This is a genomic window from Erythrobacter sp. R86502 (genome assembly GCF_042466465.1).
GTDB lineage: Bacteria > Pseudomonadota > Alphaproteobacteria > Sphingomonadales > Sphingomonadaceae > Erythrobacter.
In genome coordinates, this window is the sequence record NZ_JAXHCJ010000001.1 from 2,562,332 (window position 1) to 2,582,029 (window position 19,698).

Genomic DNA, 19,698 nt, shown 5'->3' on the forward strand with positions numbered 1-19,698 from the left:
ATGCGAATATCGTTGCAACTGCATGAGACACAAGGAAACTTCGCATGGCCGCGTATTAAGTGCGGCCCGTCGCAACCGCGGAGCGGGGTTGCAGCGGCGAAGGCGAAGGTTCAGGAGTGCATATCGGCAGTTGTGCCGCTGCTGGCCAGACGCGCCCGGCACACCACATGTGCAAATCTGCAACAAGGCAATTGGAACCAGACGCTTGAACGCCAGTCTCGACAAGTCTGTGAGCGAAGCCCTGCGCGAAGCGGCGAGAGTGGCGATCCTGCCTCGCTTTGCGCCGGGGCGGCCGATCGATGCCGATTTCAAGGTTGCCGGCGAAGCGGTTACCGCTGCCGACCGCGAAAGCGAGCAGATCCTGCACGACCGGCTCGCCGCGCTTATCCCCGGTGCGCATGTGGTGGGCGAAGAGGCGGTGCATTTCGATCCCGCATTGTCGGACCTGCTTTCCCAGGGAACGTGCTGGATCATAGATCCGCTCGACGGCACGGGAAATTTTGCGAAGGGACTTGCCCCGTTTGGAATGCTGGTGGCCTTGGCCGAACACGGCCGTCCGGTTGCCGGATGGATTTATGATCCCGTAACAGACCGGTTGTGCAGCGCGCATCGCGGACGCGGCGCCTTTGTCGATGGCCAGCCTTTTCGATCACCTTTGCGGCGGGGCGGCAGGCCCACGGTCGCGGTGACCCGACTATTTGCGCAGCCCGAGCGCCGCGACGCGCTGATCGATGTGCTTGCCGGTCGCTTTGATGTCGTGGATAGTCCGCGCTGCGCTGCCGACCAGTATCCCCGGGTCGCCGCGGGCGGCAATGATGCGACCCTGTTCACCCGCACAATCGCCTGGGATCATGCGGCTGGCGTTGTCTTTGTTGAGGAAGCAGGCGGGGTTGCGCGGCGGCAGGATGGCACCGCCTACCATTGCGGCGCTCCGGACTCGGGCCTTGTCATCGCCAGCTGTCAGCGCCGATGGGACGACGTGGCGTTGTGTCTCGATACGGCCGGAGTGCTGCTGGCCGGAGCGCACCTTGCCTGATAGGCTTCCCTTCCTGCGCATACCCCCATTTCCGCGCAGTCGATCCGCCAGCCTCGCTCATGCTGCTGCCGCTGCCTATGCTGGAGAAGAGACGGCAGGGGACATCGTGGCGGCCTTGCGCGGTGCACGCGTTGGCGGGACTTTCTGGCTTGGCGACGCCCAGCTTCCCGATAATCGCGATGTCCTGCTTTGCGCGTCGACGCCGCAGGGCCGCAAAGCGGTGCTGGCCGCCGCCGGGGCCGAGGGGCTGATCGACCGCGCCGCCTTGCGCGGCGAGGGCCGGGAGGATGTCCCGTTCTTTTCCGCTGCAAGCGATCCCTGGACGCTTTGCGCCCGCGCGCGGTGCATCATTGCCCATGCCGATGACGACTGGGCGCTCGTCGGGGCGCTTGCGGGGTGCGATCTCATCATTGTCGGCAAAGGCCGGTTCGCGCGCTTGGCACAGGCCGGGGGGCTGGAGCATGTCGTCCAGGCCGAAGTGCTGGATGGCTGGAATTACGTCGATCCGTTTACCGGTCAGCCTGCAAGCGTGCTTGCGGCAATCGAACAACTGTCGGCCTGGCGCCTGATGATCGAAGCCAACCGCCGCTTCGCTGCCATTTTTGGCGTTGCCGGATGGAAACGCGTAACCACCGATCCGCTGCTGTGGGACGGCACGGGCCCGATCCGTCACCGTTCAAGCGTGCGGCCGGGCGAACTGGCGGCGGGCGACACCGTGTTGGCGTGGGTTGCGCGGACCGACGAGCACGCGCTGGCGCAGTTTTCCGACCGGAATATCGCCGTTGGCGAAATCGAGGACGGCATGATCCGGTCAAGCGGCCTTGGCGCAAATTGCGTGCCGCCCTTGTCGATTGCGGTCGATGCTCTGGGGCCCCACTTTGACCCGTCCCGTCCCAGCGAACTGGAAAATATCCTGCAACATGCGGATATTGACCCGGCCACCTGCGCCCGCGCGGCGCGTCTGCACGCGACGATTGTACAGCGCGGGATCGGCAAATACGGGCAGGATCGCAATGCCGCATCCGTCCTGCCACGCGGACAACGCCGCGTGGTGCTGGTGACAGGCCAGGTTGAAGATGATCGGTCGGTTCTGTGCGGAGGCCCGTGGCTCGACAATTTTTCGCTCCTGCAGAATGCCCGTGCGCTGGAACCGGACGCGTGGATCGTGTTCAAACCGCATCCCGATGTCGAGGCCGGGCACCGCAAGGGTCATGTGCCCGATGACAAGGTGCAGGCATTTGCCGACGCGATTGATCGCACATCGTCGATGCCCGCACTGCTGGCCCGTGCAGATGCGGTACATGTGATTACATCGCTGGCCGGCTTCGAAGCCCTGCTGCGGGGCTGCGAAGTCGTGACGCATGGTGTGCCTTTCTATGCAGGATGGGGTCTGACACGCGATCTCGGGCCAGTGCCGGAGCGCCGGTCGCGGCGGCGATCGCTCGACGAAATGGTTGCCGCAACACTGATACTGTACCCGCGCTACATCGACCCGGTCACACGTCTGCCCTGTTCGCCCGAACTGTTGCTTGAACGGATCGACAAAGGCGAAGCCTACATCCGAACGCCCCGGATCATTCTGCGCGAATTGTTAGGCCGGGCCAGATTGCTGATGGGGTGGCGCTGAACCGCCATTATCTCAATGAAGGCACAATGGCTGTAGAGATCATGGGGCGCGGCGCGGTGTACGATGTCGCGGTCGATCTGCGCAAATCGTCGCCAACCTTTGACCAATGCGTTGGGCCACGATCGATCAGACATTGATCAGAGGCCAGGACGTTCCGGGGTTCAGGCCCGAAAGGCGGGCGACGCCTGTCTCATCACGTTTGCGCTGGCGCGGCGCAGCCTCTGCGGCTGATCGCTGGCGGTCAGGACAGCGCGATATCGGGCGCGTCTTCCTGCTTCATGCCCACCACATGATAGCCTGCATCGACATGATGCGTTTCGCCCGTCACCCCCGATGACAGATCGGACAACAGGTAAAGCCCCGCACCGCCTACATCCTCGATCGAGACATTGCGGCGCAGCGGTGCGTTCAGTTCGTTCCACTTGAGGATATAGCGGAAATCGCCGATGCCGCTCGCTGCCAGCGTCTTGATCGGTCCGGCACTGATCGCGTTGACGCGGATGTTGCGTGGGCCGAGATCGTTGGCGAGGTATTTCACGCTGGTTTCCAACGCCGCCTTGGCCACGCCCATCACGTTGTAATGCGGGATGACCTTTTCCGCGCCGTAATAGCTCAGCGTCAGGATCGTGCCGCCGCTGTCCGGCATCATCGCTGCGGCACGCTGCGTGATGGCCACCAGCGAATAGGCCGAAATGTTCATCGTGATCAGGAAGTTGTCGAGACTGGTATCGACATAGTGCCCGCGCAGTTCGTTCTTGTCCGAATAGCCGATGGCATGGACCACGAAATCGAGGGTGTCCCAGCGTTCCTTCAACGCCGCGAAGGCCGCGTCGAGCGATTCCATGCTGGACACGTCGCATTCGAAGGTGAAATCGCTGCCCAGCTGCTGGGCCAGCGGCTTGACCCGCTTGGCCAGCGCGTCGCCCTGATAGGAGAAAGCCAGTTCGGCGCCGTGTTCAGCCAGCTTCTTGGCGATCCCCCAAGCGAGCGACTTGTCATTGGCCAGCCCCATGATGAGACCCCGCTTGCCGTGCATCAGTCCGTCCATTCAACCATTCTCCTCGGGTGGCTTTGCCAGGGCTGCCGCTTCGTGCGCCAGAGCCGCGTTCACTTCAGCGCCAATAACGACGCCAAGCCCGACGAGCCAGAAAAACAGCAACGTCACCATGCTTCCGGCAAGGCTGCCATAGGTCAGATCATAGGTGAAAACGCTGCGCAGCACCACCGGCAGCGCAGCGGCGACCGCGAGCCACCACAGCGTCGTAAACAAGGCGCCGGGCCATTTGGGCCACTTGCGCCCGCGATAGGCGCGGGGGGTCAGCGTGACGAACAGGACCCATAACGACCCCGCCAGTCCCAGCGCCGGCACGATCCGCGACAGGCGCAGCGCGCCGATCCATTTGCCAAGCTGCGGCAGGACGGCATCGATCACCTCCTGTGCGCCGCCGATCAGCACCTGCGCAAACAGCGACAGCATCAGCAACACCACCGCGCCCAGAATAAGCCCTGCCGAAATCAGTCGCTTGCGCCAGAACGACCGCCCGGTTTCGGCGTCGTATGCGCGCCGCAGGATGTCGCGGATCGTTTCGATCAGGCTCGATACGGTCCACAGCCCCACCGCGGCCCCCGCCCACAGCAACCAGCCCGACCGCGCATAGATGACCGTTTCGGCCACCGGCACGATCACCGCGGCCACCGATTCCGGCATCGCCCGCGCCACCACTGCCACCATTGTTTCGGCATTGTCGCGTCCGCCGATCAGATCGAACAGCGCCGCGCCAAGGATGAAGAAGGGAAAGATGGCCAGCATCGACAGATAGGCCAGATTGCCAGCGTGGATGAAGCCGTCATTGAACGTGTCGACCGCCACGCGCCGCGCCACACGCCCCGCATGCAGAAAACCGGGCGAACGGGGCAACAAAGCTGGCACGCCGCCGCAAGCCGGCCCTTACAGGCCGAACTTCTCGCGTGGGCGGGCCGTATCGACCCAGCCGTCAAGCCGGGTTTCCAGCGCGGCCAGATCGGCGGGAAGCTGGATTTCGATGGTGACAAGCTGATCGCCGCGTTCATTCCCGGCGCCGTCGGCCTTTGCAGTCTTGCGGGTCCACCCCTTGCCCGCCAGCCGCAGCACGGTGCCGCTGGAACTGCCGGGCTTGATGGTCAGCATTACCGCACCATCGACCGTGGGGCATTTGACCTTGGCGCCGCGCACCGCTTCATCAAGGGTGATCGGCAGATCCATGCGGATATTGTCCCCGTCGCGGCGGAAGAAGGGATGCGCGCCGATGTCGATCATCACGATCCCATCACCATTGCCGCCGGTGCCGGGATGGCCTTTGTCCTTCAGCCGCATCATCGTGCCGTCTTCGACACCGGCGGGAAGTTTCAGATTGATCGCCTTGCCATCGGCCAGCGTGATACGCTGATCGCGGCCCGACGCGGCTTCGACGAAGGGCACGGCAAGCCGATACTGGATATCCGCGCCGCGCCGGGGCGGGGGCGGGGGCGGCTGGCGGCCGAAACCGCGCCGTCCGGCCGCTTGCTGCTGCGCCTGCTGCTGGCGCGCACGCCCGCCGAACAGGCCTTCGAACAGATCGCCCAGATCGACATCATCCGCGCCAAAGCCGCCAAAATCCCCGCCGCCCGGCCCGCCGCCGGGCCCGCCGCCATAGGGGCCGCTGCGGCCATAACCCGGCCGTGCGCCCATGCCTGCGAACGGATTGGCAGGGTTGCCATCGGCATCGATTTCGCCGCGGTCGAATTGCGCGCGCTTGGCCTTGTCCGACAACAGATCATAGGCGCGCGTCGCATCGGAAAACTTTTCCGATGCGTTGGGATTGTCCTTGTTGCGGTCAGGGTGAAGCTCCTTGGCGAGCTTGCGATAGGCGCTCTTGATGTCGGCATCCGATGCGGTTCGGGCAATGCCAAGGGTGCTGTAGGGGTCACGCATGGCGTATTAGCTAGGTGAGACAGCGCGCACACGCAAGCGGGGACCACGGTCCCGGCTTGCGCAATGTGCAAGATTGCCGGACGCAGTCCGCAGGAACGCAGCCCGCCCGCCGTGCTGGCAGGGCTTTCCTACAGCGCCGCGTCTGGCCACCAACGTTGCGCCCGTGCATCGGTCTGCCTAGATGCGCAAGTTGCGGGAACGATCCTGTGCGGCGAAGGGTTTTTGCGCTTCTGGACAGTGTCTCATCTGTCTCGCATTTCAGATTGAAGGGCATTTTGATGAACGAAACCCATGCTGACGCGCTCGACGATGCCCAACTGGCCGATAGCGTGATTCGTGCCGGCGCTGATCCTTACGACCTGTTCGAAGAATGGTTCGCCGCAGCGCAGGTGGGCGAAATCAACGATCCCAACGCGATGGCGCTCGCCACGGCCACGGCGGACGCTGCGCCATCAGTGCGAATGGTGCTGTTGAAGGGTCACGGCGCGGGAGAAAACCCTGAAGGCATGGCAGGCGGCGGCTTCACCTTCTTCACCAACGCGCAAAGCCGCAAGGGCGATCAGATCCGCGCCAACATGCAGGCGGCACTGTTGTTTCACTGGAAGAGCCTGCGCCGTCAGATCCGCATCGAAGGCCCGCTGATCGAAGTCAGCCCCGAACGCGCCGATGCCTATTTCCACTCGCGCCCCTACACCAGCCAGGTCGGCAGCGCGGCGAGCGACCAGTCGCGTCCCTTGCCCGAACGCCAGACCTATTTGGACCGCGTGCAGGAACTGTGGGCCGCCCACGAAGCCGAAGGCAAGGTGCCGCGCCCTTCGCACTGGACCGGATTCACACTGTCACCCCGGCGGATCGAATTCTGGATCGATCGCGACAACCGCCTGCACGACCGCCGTGAATTCATCCGCGATGCGGCCGATGCGGCATGGTCCGATACGCTGCTTTATCCATGAGGCCCCGATGACACAGACAATCCCCTATTGGCATGTCGATGCCTTCGCATCGCGCCCCTTTGGCGGCAATCAGGCGGCGGTGATGGTGCTGGACGAATGGCTGCCTGATGATGTGCTGGTGGCGATCGGCGCGGAAAACCTGTTTGCCGAAACCGCCTTCGTGGTGCGCGATGCCACCGGAGAAGCTGATTGGGAGCTGCGCTGGTGTACCCCCACCTATGAAATCGCGCTATGCGGCCATGCGACGCTCGCCAGCGGGCATGTGCTGCTGACCCGCGATGCCGAAGGGCAGGCGCGCGATCGGGTGACGTTCCGCACGCGCCAGTCAGGCGTGCTCGAAGTGGTAAGGGCCGCAGGCGGATACGAACTTGCGCTCCCCGCGATTGCGACCACGCCGGACACCGCCAGCCATCAGGCCGACGCGATCCGCCTGCTCGGCGCGGAACCGCGTGACATTGCCCGGTCAGATCTTGGCTACAACATCTACCTTTATGAAAACGAAGCGGCAGTGCGCGCTCTTGCGCCCGACATTCGCGGGCTGGAACGGCTTGGCACCGACCAGTTCATCGCCACCGCGCCCGGCATCGCCACGGATATCGTCAGCCGCGTGTTCGTGCCCGGCGGGGGGGTGGACGAAGACAGCGTCACCGGTTCGGCCCATGCGGCGCTGACGCCGTACTGGGCAAAGCGTCTGGGGCGGGACAGCTTCACCGCGCATCAGGCGAGCACGCGCGGCGGCAATCTGGCGCTGCGGCTGGCCAAAGACGACGCGGGCGATCGCGCCTGGCTTGGCGGGCCCTGCGTCACAGTGGTCGAAGGCCGCTTCTACCTTTGAGGATACAGGTCGAGGATATCGGCCGCCTGTTGCAGCATCGGCGGGCGTTCGGCGCTGTCCGAATGGCCCAGCCGCACCACGGTCACGCGTTGGCTGGGCGAAACCAGCACATATTGCCCCATGTGTCCGATCAGCGAAAACAGGCTGTCCGGTGCGCGATCGGGGAACAGCGGATGGTCGCTGGCGGGCGTGCCGGGAATCGGGCGGTTCAGCCAGATCTGGAAGCCGTAATGCGGGCTGGCAGGAGACGGCGTCAGCATCGCGTCGACCCAGCGTTGCGGAACAAGCTGTTCGCCGCCTGGTGCGCGGCCCTTGCGCCGCAGGAACTCGCCCAGCCGTGCCCAATCACGGGCGCTGGCATGCATCAGGCTGCCACCGATCAGCGTTCCCGACGCATCGAATTCGGGCACCATCGATGTCATGCCCAGCGGGCCGAACAGCCGCTCCTGCAGATACCCCGCCACGACCTTGCGGCGCATTTCTGGTGCGGTACTGGCGGTCAACGCGCGGGCGGCAATATCGGCAAGGATCACGCTGGTGTTAGAGGAATATTCGAACTGCTTGCCAGGCTCTGCTTCCAGCGGTTGCTCCATCGCCCACTTTGCCATGTCGCCGCGCCCGTCAAGGAACAGCATCCTGACTTCGCTCAATTCGTAAGGGGGGTCGCCGGCTTCGGTGTGCCGCAATCCGCTGCGCATCTGCAGCAGCTGGCGCACGGTGATGTCGGCCCGCGGATCGCCGGGGCGTTGCCACAGGGGCACAGGTGCGGGGTCATCCAGGCTGAGCTTGCCATCGGCAACCAGCATCCCGATCAGCACCGCGGTTACGGTCTTGGCCATCGACCAGCTGATGAAGCGGGTGTCCCTGTCATATCCGGGGCCATAGCGTTCGGCGGCAAGTTCGCCGTTCGCCATCACCACCACGGCGCGGGTTTCGCCCAGATCGGGCGCGCTGAACAGATCGTCGATTTCGCGCGCCAGCTGGTCTTTGGGGGCGCCCGCATTATCGGTCACCGCGGCCAGCGCGGCATCGGGCAAGGCGCTTTGGCCGTCCGGTGCGCGCTCGCAGGCGGTGAACATCAGCAGGGCTGGCGCGAGCAGGGCTGCGCGATTAAGGGCCTTCGATCCACGGGTCATCCCGGCCCCAATTCCCGATGCGCGAAGGCTTGGCAATGGCGAATTCATCCACCCGCGGCACTGCGCGCCGTTCTCACTGGGGTCTCTGGCTGCTGGCAATCGCCGCGCTGGGGGTGGGCCTTGCCGCGTGGGCGTTCCGCGAACCGATCCGCGGTTATGGCGGGATTGCCGCGGCCTATTCGGCGCGGGTGGGCTGTTCATGCCGCTTTGTCGCGGGCCGCACTCTCAAGGATTGCGCGAAGGACAAGCTGGCCGGGATGGAAGCGGTAACCTTGCGAGACGATCCCGAAGCGCAAAGCGTCACCGCACGCTTCCCACTGGTAGCCGAAGCAACCGCCACCTACCGCGAAGGCTATGGCTGCGTGCTGGAACCTTGGGACGGTTAGGCGCTGACCTTCTCGGTCGACGCGATCCACCCGCCGCCGACTACACGGTCCCCGGCATAGATCACCGCGGCCTGCCCCGGCGCGACGCCGTATTCAGGCGCATCGAAGCGGATCGTGACCGCCGCGCCATCGCCCAGCGCGCCTTCCAGCGTCACGGGCACCGGCTTGGCAAGGCTGCGCACCTTGGCGGTCAGCGCGACATCGGGGACGGGCCCGATGCGATTGGTTTCGGTAAGGTGTGCGGCGTGAACCGCCAGCATCCGCTTGGGCCCGACCCGCACCTCGCGGGCTCCCGCATCAAGCCCGATGACATAAAGCGGTTCAGCCTGACCGCCGATTTCCAAACCCTTGCGCTGGCCCACGGTAAAGTGAACGATGCCCTTGTGTGTCCCCAGCGTTTCGCCAGTGGCGGCGTGGACGATCGCGCCCGGCGCTGCGCCTTCGGGCCGCACCTTGGTGACGATCTTGGCATAATTGCCATCGGGAACGAAGCATATGTCCTGCGAATCGGGCTTGGCGGCGTTGCGCAGGCCTGCGGCTTCGGCCAGTTCGCGGACCTGCGGCTTCGGCATGCCGCCCAAGGGAAAGCGCAAATATTCCAGCTGCGCTTCGGTGGTACCGTACAGAAAGTACGACTGATCGCGCGCCGGATCGAAGGCGCGGTGCAGTTCCACCCCGTCTGCGCCCGTCACCCGGCGGACATAGTGCCCGGTGGCGAGACAATCCGCCCCCAGCTCGCGCGCCATGCGGAACAGGTCGGTGAACTTGGGCCCCATGTTGCAGCGGATGCAGGGCACAGGCGTGCGCCCGGCAAGATATTCGTCCGCAAACTGTTCGACCACGTCTTCGCGGAAGGCGCTTTCGTGATCGAAGACATAGTGCGCGATGCCCAGCCGGTCGGCCACGGCGCGCGCATCGCGGATGTCGTCGCCCGCGCAGCATGCACCCTTGCGCCCCGTGGCCGCGCCATAATCATACAGCTGGAGCGTGATTCCGATCACCTCCGCCCCGCTGGCATGGGCAAGCGCGGCGACCACCGAACTGTCGACGCCGCCGCTCATCGCAACAACGATCCGGCAATCGGTCGCAGCGCGGGGCAGATCGAACAGCGCTGCGGCATCCGGTCCAGTAGCGGGCACGGCCTGATGGCCGGGGTGAAGAAGAGCAGGCGTTTCCATGAGCGAGCGCGATATAGCGACGCGCGGCCGGTTTCGCCAGTGGCGCCCGCCCGACGCCGCTTTGCCCCGCACCTTTGCTGCGTTCATGCCCCGCACTATTCCTAAGTTGGGGTAAATGCCGGTTTTACCGGATTTTGACGCAATCGGGTTACGAAGGGGGATGATGTTTGAAAAAGCCAAGTCCTTCAGCGCCTTCGCTGGCGCGGGTTCGGGGGATCAGTCTTCCGAAGAATCGATCCGTCTGCGAATGTCAGGCGGTTTGCGTCCCGAACAGCGCCTGCCTGCGCGCAACCCGCGCCGTGCCACCGAGGCTTTGCGTGCGGTTGAATGGAGCGAGCTGACCGCACGGCTCAACGCAGCACGCGATCTGCGGCTTTTGTTGCGGACCGAATCGCAGTCGCCGATTGAAGTGGCCGCTGCCAGCTTTGGCGATGCGGCCGCAAGTTACTTCGCGCTTCTCGATGATAGCGAACCAGACGTTAACCTTGATGCTTTAGGGCAATCTAAAGCCTTGGGCGCTAGGGTTGGATCTGGCGAGGCTAACCGCCCGGGCGAACCGCGAAGACCATCTTCCGACGCGCCGCGTGGCGATGCGAGAGACAAGCAATGATTGAAAACCAGGATATCCGCCCCGCACAGGTCATCGGCCCGCTTGGCGAACCATTGACGATAGCCGACCTGCCATCGCCGCAGACAAAGCGCTGGGTTGTGCGCCGCAAGGCCGAAGTGGTGGCCGCCGTCAATGGCGGGCTGCTGACGCTTGACGAAGCGCTGGCGCGCTATGGTCTTACGCTTGAAGAATTCGCGTCGTGGCAGCGGGCTGTCGACCGATCGGGCATGCACGGTCTGCGTGTCACCAAGATCCAGCATTACCGAGATCTGTACGAACGCCAGCTGAAGTACTGACGTTCATCTCGGTTCATCGCGCTGCAAGCCCGCTTCGCCCGCAAGGCGTTGCGGGCTTGTGCCGTTCAGCGGCACCATCACTTCGGGGCACCGCGGGAAATTTCTGCATGCGCTGCCCCTATGTGGAGATACATTATGGGATGGATTGTCGCATTGATTGTCGGCGGGATCGCCGGCTGGCTGGCTAGCAAGGTGATGAACCGCGATGCCTCGATGGGGATCGTACTGAATATCGTCGTGGGCTGCATCGGATCGGTTGTCGGTAATCTGATTGCCGGGCCGCTGCTGGGCATCAGTGGAAGCGTGCAGGAATTCTCGATCACCGGGCTGCTGGTCGCGTTGCTGGGGGCGATTGTCCTGCTGGCCATTGTGAACCTGTTCCAGCGCGGCCGGGTCCGCTAACTTACCACTGCCGCTCTCTCACCCGGACAAACCACGCCTGCGCTCTTCGTCTAGGCTGAAAGTCACCTGTCGATGTGCGCATTGCAGCGCCAGGCCTGACATTCTATGAGGCGTTGCAGTTGGTGACTTATACGAGTAATACACTCGGGGCCGGATTGATCTGTACACGATCATGCGCCGGGTGAGGGAATGGCGATGAATTACGAAACAACGATCACGGCCGAAGCCGCAGACGGCGTCACCACCGAATATTCCGGTGCGCGCTCGCTTGATGCGCCCAGGATCCCGCGGTGGCTGATTGTCGGCGGTCTTGGCCTGTTTGTGCTGCTGTTGCTGATCGCCGGCTATTTCGCGTTTGCTGGTGGTGAACCGGTCGCGGTTGCCGATGACAATGCACAGGCCCCTTCGGTTACGGTGGTAACGCCCGGAACCACACGGGTGGCCGGTGAAATCGAAGCGCCCGGTACACTGGCTGCGCGCCGCCCGCTGCCCGTGGGTGTTGTAGGCGAAGGTGGTCAGGTGCTGCGTGTGACCGTGGATGCCGGGGACTGGGTGCAGAAAGGCCAGGTTCTCGCCGTGATCGATCGCAGTGTGCAGGTCCAGCAGGCCAACGCGCAGGCGGCGCAGATCGATGTCGCCCGCGCCGATGCCAATCTGGCCGAAGCCAATCTGGATCGTGCAGCACAGCTGGTTGCGCGCGGATTTGTCTCCAAGGCCGATATCGACCGGCTGACCGCGGTGCGCGATTCCGCAGTAGCGCGAGTCAAGGTTGCGCAGGCGCAGCTTGGCGAACAGCGCGCGCGCAACGAACGGCTCAATATCTACGCGCCGGCGACAGGCTATGTCCTTGCCCGCAATGTCGAACCCGGTCAGACAGTGGGCGGAGCCAGCCCGCCACTGTTCACGATTGCCAGCGGCGGCGAGATGGAAATGCTCGCTCAGCTGTCCGAAGAACAGCTCGCCAAGCTTTCGGTCGGCACCAGCGCGACCATCGTTCCGACCGGATCGGACAAGAGCTTTTCCGGTCAGGTCTGGCAGGTCGCACCGGTAATCGATGCGACCACGCGGCAAGGCACGGCGCGTATCGCGCTGAGTTTCGCACCGGAATTGCGGCCCGGTGGCTTTGCCACGGCGCGTCTCAATTCGGGCAGCTTTACCGCGACGGTTCTGCCGGAAAGCGCCGTTTTGGCCGATGGTGACGGCAGCTTCGTCTATGTCGTGGGCAAAGATAACAAGATCGCGCGCCGCGCAGTCAAGACTGGCGCGGTAACCGAAAACGGCATCGCCATTACCGAAGGTCTTACCGGAACCGAAGCCGTGGTGCTGCGCGCCGGGGGCTTCCTCAACGCCGGCGAAACGGTCAACCCGCAACCTCTCAAGAAGTAAGGTCGTCCATCCTTCACGCGGGGTCCGCGTAACTGAAGGGGCAGGCGCAGCACCGGCTTAAAACAGGCAGGAACATCATGGCACTTCGCGACATCTCGGCCTGGTCGATCCGCAACCCGGTAATCCCGTTGGTGCTGTTCACTGGCATCCTGTTTGCCGGGATCGTCAGCTTCATGCGGATGGATGTGACCAACAATCCGGATGTCGAATTCCCGGCAGTCGTGGTCAACATCGCCCAGCCGGGCGCATCCCCGACCGAGATTGAAAACCAGATCACGCAGCGGGTCGAAAGCGCTCTGCGATCGATCAACGGCGTCAATTCGATCCAGTCCACCGCCAGCGAAGGCGGATCGAACACCTTCGTCGAATTCGAAATCGGCACCAATCTGATCGAAGCGGTGAACGAGGTTGAAACCGCCATCGACGGGGTGCGCGGAAGCCTGCCTGACGGCATCCTTGAACCGCGGGTACAAAAGGTCAACGTCGTCGGCGAACCGATCGGCTATGTCGCGGTGGAAGCCGACGATATGACGCTTGAACAGTTGAGCTGGTTTATCGACGACACCGTCGCCAAGCGCCTGCTCAAGATCGACGGCATGGCCGAAGTGGGTCGGTTCGGAGGGGTCGATCGGCAGATCGAGGTGATCCTTGACCCGGCTCGGATGCAATCCTTCGGAGTCACAGCCTCGCAGATCAACGGCGCGCTGCGTCAGGGCAATCTGGATGCGGCAGGCGGTCTTGCCGAAATCGGCGGCACCCGCCAATCGCTGCGCGTGCTCGGCAACTCGGACACGGCCTATGCACTGTCGCAGACCCAGATCCAGTTGGGCGGCGGGCGCAGCGTGCGGCTGGCGGACATCGCCACGGTGCGCGACGGTTTTTCCGAGCGCAGTTCGATCAGCGAAGTGAATGGCAAGGAAGTCGTCAACTTCTACATGAACCGCGCCCGCGGCGCGTCCGATCTGTCGGTTTACGACGCCGCACTTGCCGAAATGGACAAGATCGAAGCCGAGAACGAAGGCGTCGAATTCATCAAGCTTTCGACCAGCACGACCTATACCCGCGGGCAGTACAATTCATCGATCTGGGCGCTGGTGGAAGGCGCTGTGCTGGCTGTGGTCGTGGTGTTCCTGTTCCTGCGTGACTGGCGCGCAACCTTCATCAGCGCGGTTGCGATCCCGCTATCCGCGATCCCGACCTTTTTCTTCATGGACATGCTGAACTTCAATCTCAACTTCCTGTCCTTGCTGGCCCTCGCGCTGGTGGCAGGGGTGCTGGTTGATGACGCGATCGTGGAGATCGAAAACATCGTGCGCCACATGCGCATGGGCAAGTCGGCCTATCAGGCCAGCATCGATGCCGCCGACGAAATCGGTCTGCCGGTGGTTGCCACCAGTTTCTGCATCGTCGCAGTGTTCCTGCCTGTGGGACTGATGCCCGGCGTATCGGGCCAGTTCTTCCAGAACTTCGGTATCACGGTTGTGATAGCGGTGTTGATGAGCCTTGCGGTTGCACGAATGATCACGCCGCTGATGGCAGCCTATTTCCTCAAGTCGAAGGGTCATGCCGACCATGGCGGAGGCCCCGCGCTTGCATCGTACATGCGCGTGCTGGCCTGGACCTTGAGCACGGGCCGCATGGCTGCACGGCGCGTGGGCCTTGCCGGCCCGCGCCGCCGGGCGCTGTATGTGCCTGCGCTTTTGCTGACGGTTATCATCTTGTTGCTGGTGCCCGCGCTGGCGATGTTCGAACTGGCGAGCGGTTCGGTATCCGGCGCGCTGGCGCAGGGCGCGGGCGCTGCGCCGCCGTGGAAGGGTCTGATTGGCCTGGAAGTGCACAAGGACATCGCCGCGGCCGTCTCTGCCGATGTCAATTCTACTGCCTATAAGGTTGTCGCCAAGCTGTTCGAAATCGTCATCGTGCTGCTGATTTCGCTATTGTCCTTCCTTGCTGCTGTTGCCGTTTTCAAGCTGATCGAGCTGCCGGCCCGCGGTGACAGCGCCTTTGCGCGCGGCAGCCGCTGGATGACTGCGCGTTTCTACGATCACCGGATCTGGATGCTGGGCATCGGGTGGTTTTCGCTGCTCATCACCATCGTGTTGTTCGGCCAGATCCCCGGACAGTTCCAACCAACGATCGATGACGAAAACAGCCGGGTGGAAATCGAAGTGGTGCCCGGCACCACGCTTACGGAAACCAAGCGGGTGGTCAATTCGGTCGCCGATCGGCTGCGTCAGGAACCTGAGGTCGAGCGAATGCTCGAACGCATCCGCTTGGGCGATACGTCCTCGATCTTCGTCAAACTGAAGGAAGATCGGGCGCGCACTTCGGTGGAATTCGAACGTGAACTTGCTCCCGTGCTCGCCAGGTTCCCCGACGCGCGCGTGCGCTTTCAGTCGCAGTCGGGCGGCTTTGGTTCGGGCCGCGACATGACCGTGATGCTGGCGGGTTCCGATCCCGTGCTTCTCGAACAGACCGCTAATCAGTTGGTCGAGCAGATGCGCGGGCTGCCGTCGCTGGTCGCACCTCGGATCAGCGCGGATCTCAACCGTCCCGAAATCATCATTACCCCGCGTGACAAGATCGCCGCGGATCTTGGTATAACCACCGCTGCGCTGTCGCAGACCATCCGCATCGCGACGCTGGGCGAAATTGAACAGAACGCCGCACGATTCTCGCTGTCGGACCGCCAGATCCCGATTGTGGTGCGGCTTTCGGAAGAAGCGCGTTCGGATTATCGCACGATCGAAAACCTGCCTGTTCCACTGGCAGGCGGCGGATCGGTGCCGCTGAGCCGGGTTGCCGATATCACCTTCGGTTCGGGCCCCACCGCGATCCAGCGGTACAATCAGAACCGCCGTGTGCTGGTTGGCGCCGATCTTTCGGCCGGGGTGCTGAAGGGCGAAGCACAGGCGCAGATCGACGCGCTGCCAGTGCTGCAGGATCTGCCTGTGGGCGTCATCCGCGATGTTGTGGGCGAGGAAGAATGGCAGGCCGAACTGATCACCAATCTGATCATCGCGATCATTGCCGGGGTGCTGCTGGTGTTTGCGGTGCTGGTGCTGCTTTACAAGCGATTGATGAGCCCGCTGGTCAACATGACATCACTGGCGCTCGCTCCGCTTGGCGGAATTCTGCTGATCTGGTTGCTGGGCCAACCACAATCGATGCCGGTGTATATCGGTATTCTGTTGCTGCTGGGAATCGTGTCGAAAAACTCGATCCTGCTGATCGACTTCGCCATCGAGGAGATGAACAAGGGGGTCGGGCAGCTCGATGCGATCATGGATGCCGGGCACAAGCGCGCGCAGCCCATCGTGATGACCACCGTGGCGATGACCGCGGGCATGGTGCCGGTCGCCTTGTCGCTTTCAGGCGATGGCGCGTGGCGTCAGCCGATGGGGATCGTGGTGATCGGCGGGTTGGTGTTGTCGACACTGCTGACGCTCCTGATTGTGCCGGCCGGTTTCAGCCTGGCCGACAGTTTCGAAAAGCGTGTCGGCCCGTGGCTGCGTTCGCGGATGCTGACCTACAAGCCGGGTGACGAAAACCGCGAATACGGTGCCGTGCCCGATCGCGCCTTCCCCGGTCTTGCCAAGCTGCCCCCCGGCAGCGAGCCTGCCGAATAATCGCCGCGCAGTCCCCGTGGGTTAGTGCGTGACTGGCACGCGCGAACCGCGCTAAGGCATCCAGATGGCAACGCATCTTACGAGGCCCCTGACGCTGGGCGGCCAGCCCCTGACGGTCGATCGCGCACGGCGGATGCGCTGGACCGCCACCGGCATGCTGGCGGCGATGGCGGTAATCTTCATCGCCACGCACGGCCTTGCTGCGACAGGCCATCCGGCCTGGGGATACCTTAACGCCTTCGCCGAAGCCGCGATGGTGGGCGGTCTGGCTGATTGGTTCGCGGTAACTGCACTGTTCCGGCACCCGCTGGGCCTGCCGATCCCCCACACCGCAATCATCCCGGAAAACAAGGATCGCATCGCTGACACCATGGCGCAATTCCTGCGCGAAAACTTCCTGACCCCTGCCGTTGTTGCCCGCCGGATGGCGGGGATGAACATCGCCAAGGCTGCGGGTGAGTTTCTCGTGGCCTCGCCCGAACGCGCGCCCGGGGGCGAAGTGGTGGACCACCGATCGCGCATAACATCGGGCGCCGCCGAGCTGCTGGCCGAAGTGCTCGAATCGCTCGATCCCGACAGGCTGGGCAATCAGGTTCGGTCCGGCCTTGCCAGCCAGCTGGCAAAGCTCGACATTGCGCCGCTGGCAGGCCGGATGATCGAAACGACGATGGCCGACAAGCGCCATCAGCCGCTCATCGATGGGGTGATCCGCTGGGCGGGCCTTACAATCGAAGACAACGAAGATACGCTGCGTGACATCATCCACCAGCGCATTGCCGGTGTGTTGCGCTGGGCCGGGATCGACAAGACCATTTCTGCCAGCGTGCTCGATGGCCTGTACAAGCTGCTGGCCGAAGTGCTGGTCAATCCCGATCATCCATTGCGCGCCAAGATCGAGGAGGGCCTGGCCAAGCTCGGCCAGGATTTGCAGCACGATCCCGAAACGCGCGAGCGCGTCGAAGCGATAAAGCGTGATCTGATCGCCAACCCGGCGGTTGCGGTGTGGTGGACCGGGGTGTGGGAACGCATTCGCCAATCGTTGATCCGCCGCGCGCGCGATCCCGACAGTGCGATGGGCGAAGAAATGCGGCACATGCTGGCAGAATTGGGGCATGCCTTGCAGGCCGATGCGCGGCTTCAGCTGCAGATCAACCGTTTTGCCCGCCGCACGATGGTCGGCATCGCTACCCGCTATGGCGACCAGATTGTGCGGTTGGTGTCAGAGACGGTGAAACGCTGGGACGCACGCACAATCACCGACCGGGTTGAAGGCGCTGTGGGGCGCGATCTGCAATTCATCCGTATCAACGGCACGCTGGTCGGCGGGCTGGTGGGGATGAGCTTGCATTTCCTCATCACCGTGGTGCTTTGAACCTGCGTTACCCCATGCGGTAGATGATCGATGTGGCATAGAACGACCGGAACGGCGCGCCCGAGGCATCGCGTGCAGGTTCAAAGGTGGCGTTTTCCATGATCTGGCAGGCAGGCGATTTGAGGCCTTCGCTCTCGGTCGCATCGATCATGTCGCAGCTTTCGACCTTGCCATCCGCACCGACGATCACGCGCATCCGCAAGATCGCCTGCAATCCCGAATAGGATGCCGAACGTGGATAGACCGCGGCGATCTTGGCGCTCAGCGCATCCTTGTTGTTCCAGACAGGACGGCTCATCGCGGTCAGGTGGCGTTCGGGTTCAAGACCCCATTCGCGCAGCAGGTCGAGCGTGCAGCGGTTCATCACTCTGAACGCATCGTCCATCGGCCCGGTCGCAAAAGACACCGCCCGCGACTTCTGCCGTACTGTGAGAATGTTCGCCTGCTGGCCCATCGCCACCATGGCATCGGGGCCAACAGGGCCGTTCGGTGCGTCATCATCGGGGCGGCGTCCATCGAGCCGAACCGACGAGATGACCACGGCATCGCCTATGCCCTTGATGGTTCCCATCAGGGCTGAGCGTTCCTGCGGCTGCTGCCCGTTGTAAAAACTGATATCAACATCTTCGGCGCTGCGGAACCGCCGGACCGAAGGACCAGCGACCGTAAGCCCGGCTTCGATCGTGGGCCAGTATTGTTCAAGGCTGAGCAGGTGTTGATCTTTGCCGTCGCCAAACAGACGAACAAGGCGGCACTTGTTCTGGGCAAAGTCCACGTTCCAGCGGCTTGCGGGTTGTAGCACCACCTGTTCGGCGCTGGCAGGGACATGTGCGAGGGCAGAGCCAATCGCTGCGACGGCGAAAATAACGTTACGCATGAAAAAGCCTCCGGAAAGCTTGGAGCTTGCCGGAGGCCCGTTTCAAAATAAAGGCAAATCTGATGAAGCACTTAGAGCGCGTTCGTCAGCTCCGGTACGGCGGTATAAAGATCCGCGACCAAGCCGATATCGGCGACTTGGAAGATCGGGGCATCTTCGTCTTTGTTGATCGCGATGATGACCTTGGAGTCCTTCATACCGGCAAGGTGCTGGATCGCGCCCGAAATGCCGATGGCGAAATACACTTCCGGAGCCACGATCTTCCCGGTCTGGCCGACCTGGTAATCGTTGGGAACGTAGCCTGCATCGACCGCCGCACGGCTCGCACCGATTGCTGCGCCCAGCTTGTCGGCAAGCGGGGTGATCGTGCTTTCAAAGGTTTCGGCATCCTTCAGCGCACGGCCACCCGAAACGATAATCTTCGCGCTGGTAAGTTCGGGACGCTCGCTCTTGGCGATTTCGGAACTGACAAAGCTGGAAGTGCCGGCATCGCCTGCGCCGCCCACGGCTTCGATCGTGCCCGAACCGCCTTCGGTCGCAGCCTTTTCGAACGCCGTGCCGCGCACGGTGATGACCAGCTTTTCATCGGTCGCTTCGACGGTGGCGATCGCGTTGCCGGCGTAGATCGGGCGGGTGAAGGTCTTGGGGCCTTCAACCGACAGGATTTCCGAAACCTGCATCACATCGAGATGCGCGGCGACGCGCGGGGCGACGTTCTTGCCCTGCGTGGTGGCAGCGGCCAGGAAGGCGTCGTGATGGCCCATCAGTTCGGCCGCCAGCGGCGCGACGTTCTCGGCCAGGCCGTTGGCATAGGCGCCGTCATCGGCCACGTGGACCTTGCCCACGCCTGCGATCTTCGCGGCAGCTTCAGCAACCGAACCGCAATTGTGACCGGCGACCAGCAGGTGCACTTCGCCCAGCTTGCCCGCAGCGGTCACGACCGCGAGAGTCGCGTCGCTTACTTTGGTGTTGTCATGTTCGACGAGAACGAGAGTCTTCATCTCTTGAGTTCCTTATCTGTGTGA

The 19,698-nt window shown here is 63.3% G+C and carries 19 protein-coding genes; 12 read left to right on the plus strand and 7 right to left on the minus strand.

All coding sequences use genetic code 11. The annotated features are described in order from the left end of the window. The first annotated feature begins 205 nt into the window (after positions 1-205). Genes SJY33_RS12320 through SJY33_RS12330 form a run of 3 tightly spaced genes read left to right on the plus strand, consistent with a single transcriptional unit; the run spans position 206 to position 2,800 of the window. The gene (locus SJY33_RS12320; protein WP_379923062.1) at positions 206-1,036 is read left to right on the plus strand and encodes an inositol monophosphatase family protein; all 831 of its coding nucleotides are present in this window, start codon (positions 206-208) and stop codon (positions 1,034-1,036) included. After that, positions 1,029-2,663, plus strand: a complete 1,635-nt coding sequence (locus SJY33_RS12325; protein ID WP_379923063.1) for a beta-3-deoxy-D-manno-oct-2-ulosonic acid transferase — start codon at positions 1,029-1,031, stop codon at positions 2,661-2,663. The genes SJY33_RS12320 and SJY33_RS12325 overlap by 8 nt, the downstream gene beginning before the upstream one ends. A gap of 26 nt (positions 2,664-2,689) precedes the next feature. Further along, complete coding sequence (locus tag SJY33_RS12330; protein ID WP_379923064.1) at positions 2,690-2,800, plus strand: dTDP-4-dehydrorhamnose 3,5-epimerase family protein; 111 nt, start codon at positions 2,690-2,692, stop codon at positions 2,798-2,800. A gap of 104 nt (positions 2,801-2,904) precedes the next feature. Here the strand turns inward: SJY33_RS12330 and fabI are convergent, their stop codons facing one another. From fabI to SJY33_RS12345, 3 genes are read right to left on the minus strand one after another with little or no spacing between them, the layout of a single operon-like run. Then, the gene (gene fabI / locus SJY33_RS12335) at positions 2,905-3,711 is read right to left on the minus strand and encodes an enoyl-ACP reductase FabI (protein ID WP_379923065.1); all 807 of its coding nucleotides are present in this window, start codon (positions 3,709-3,711) and stop codon (positions 2,905-2,907) included. Next, positions 3,712-4,593: a YihY/virulence factor BrkB family protein gene (locus SJY33_RS12340; protein ID WP_379923066.1), complete on the minus strand. Its 882-nt coding sequence runs from the start codon at positions 4,591-4,593 to the stop codon at positions 3,712-3,714. An 18-nt stretch (positions 4,594-4,611) separates the two neighbouring features. After that, positions 4,612-5,613, minus strand: coding sequence for a DnaJ C-terminal domain-containing protein (locus SJY33_RS12345; RefSeq protein ID WP_379923067.1), 1,002 nt, complete (start codon positions 5,611-5,613; stop codon positions 4,612-4,614). A gap of 278 nt (positions 5,614-5,891) precedes the next feature. Here SJY33_RS12345 and pdxH point away from each other — a divergent pair, with 278 nt between their 5' ends. Continuing rightward, positions 5,892-6,566, plus strand: a complete 675-nt coding sequence (gene pdxH, locus SJY33_RS12350; RefSeq protein ID WP_379923068.1) for a pyridoxamine 5'-phosphate oxidase — start codon at positions 5,892-5,894, stop codon at positions 6,564-6,566. Positions 6,567-6,573: 7 nt separating this feature from the next. Beyond that, complete coding sequence (locus SJY33_RS12355; RefSeq protein ID WP_379923069.1) at positions 6,574-7,401, plus strand: PhzF family phenazine biosynthesis protein; 828 nt, start codon at positions 6,574-6,576, stop codon at positions 7,399-7,401. On the opposite strand, the gene SJY33_RS12360 is transcribed toward SJY33_RS12355, so the two are convergent. Next, positions 7,392-8,537 carry a serine hydrolase domain-containing protein gene (locus tag SJY33_RS12360; protein WP_379923070.1) on the minus strand — a complete coding sequence of 382 codons (1,146 nt, stop codon included), beginning with the start codon at positions 8,535-8,537 and terminating at the stop codon, positions 7,392-7,394. The two genes, SJY33_RS12355 and SJY33_RS12360, sit on opposite strands and share 10 nt — an antisense overlap. Positions 8,538-8,572: 35 nt before the next feature. Between SJY33_RS12360 and SJY33_RS12365 the strand changes: the two genes are divergently transcribed. Further along, positions 8,573-8,923, plus strand: coding sequence for a hypothetical protein (locus SJY33_RS12365; protein ID WP_379923071.1), 351 nt, complete (start codon positions 8,573-8,575; stop codon positions 8,921-8,923). Here SJY33_RS12365 and mnmA read toward each other — a convergent pair. Beyond that, complete coding sequence (gene mnmA, locus SJY33_RS12370) at positions 8,920-10,101, minus strand: tRNA 2-thiouridine(34) synthase MnmA (protein WP_379923072.1); 1,182 nt, start codon at positions 10,099-10,101, stop codon at positions 8,920-8,922. The genes SJY33_RS12365 and mnmA overlap by 4 nt on opposite strands. Positions 10,102-10,261: 160 nt before the next feature. On the opposite strand from mnmA, the gene SJY33_RS12375 reads away from it, so the two are divergent. The 6 genes from SJY33_RS12375 (at position 10,262) to SJY33_RS12400 (ending at position 17,796) form a co-directional block, all read left to right on the plus strand. Beyond that, complete coding sequence (locus tag SJY33_RS12375) at positions 10,262-10,711, plus strand: hypothetical protein (protein WP_379923073.1); 450 nt, start codon at positions 10,262-10,264, stop codon at positions 10,709-10,711. Continuing rightward, the gene (locus SJY33_RS12380) at positions 10,708-11,007 is read left to right on the plus strand and encodes a DUF1153 domain-containing protein (RefSeq protein ID WP_379923074.1); all 300 of its coding nucleotides are present in this window, start codon (positions 10,708-10,710) and stop codon (positions 11,005-11,007) included. The genes SJY33_RS12375 and SJY33_RS12380 overlap by 4 nt, the downstream gene beginning before the upstream one ends. Before the next feature lie 135 nt (positions 11,008-11,142). Beyond that, positions 11,143-11,409 carry a GlsB/YeaQ/YmgE family stress response membrane protein gene (locus SJY33_RS12385; RefSeq protein ID WP_379923075.1) on the plus strand — a complete coding sequence of 89 codons (267 nt, stop codon included), beginning with the start codon at positions 11,143-11,145 and terminating at the stop codon, positions 11,407-11,409. A 195-nt stretch (positions 11,410-11,604) separates the two neighbouring features. Continuing rightward, positions 11,605-12,795 carry an efflux RND transporter periplasmic adaptor subunit gene (locus SJY33_RS12390; RefSeq protein WP_379923076.1) on the plus strand — a complete coding sequence of 397 codons (1,191 nt, stop codon included), beginning with the start codon at positions 11,605-11,607 and terminating at the stop codon, positions 12,793-12,795. Positions 12,796-12,872: 77 nt separating this feature from the next. After that, positions 12,873-16,424 carry an efflux RND transporter permease subunit gene (locus tag SJY33_RS12395; protein WP_379923077.1) on the plus strand — a complete coding sequence of 1,184 codons (3,552 nt, stop codon included), beginning with the start codon at positions 12,873-12,875 and terminating at the stop codon, positions 16,422-16,424. A gap of 64 nt (positions 16,425-16,488) precedes the next feature. Then, positions 16,489-17,796 carry a DUF445 domain-containing protein gene (locus SJY33_RS12400; RefSeq protein ID WP_379923078.1) on the plus strand — a complete coding sequence of 436 codons (1,308 nt, stop codon included), beginning with the start codon at positions 16,489-16,491 and terminating at the stop codon, positions 17,794-17,796. 7 nt (positions 17,797-17,803) lie between these two features. Here the strand turns inward: SJY33_RS12400 and SJY33_RS12405 are convergent, their stop codons facing one another. Together SJY33_RS12405 and SJY33_RS12410 are read right to left on the minus strand one after the other, a co-directional pair. Next, on the minus strand, positions 17,804-18,673 hold the full coding sequence (locus SJY33_RS12405) for an energy transducer TonB (protein ID WP_379923079.1): 870 nt from the start codon (positions 18,671-18,673) through the stop codon (positions 17,804-17,806). 71 nt (positions 18,674-18,744) lie between these two features. After that, the gene (locus tag SJY33_RS12410) at positions 18,745-19,674 is read right to left on the minus strand and encodes an electron transfer flavoprotein subunit alpha/FixB family protein (protein WP_379923080.1); all 930 of its coding nucleotides are present in this window, start codon (positions 19,672-19,674) and stop codon (positions 18,745-18,747) included. Positions 19,675-19,698 lie beyond the last annotated feature (24 nt).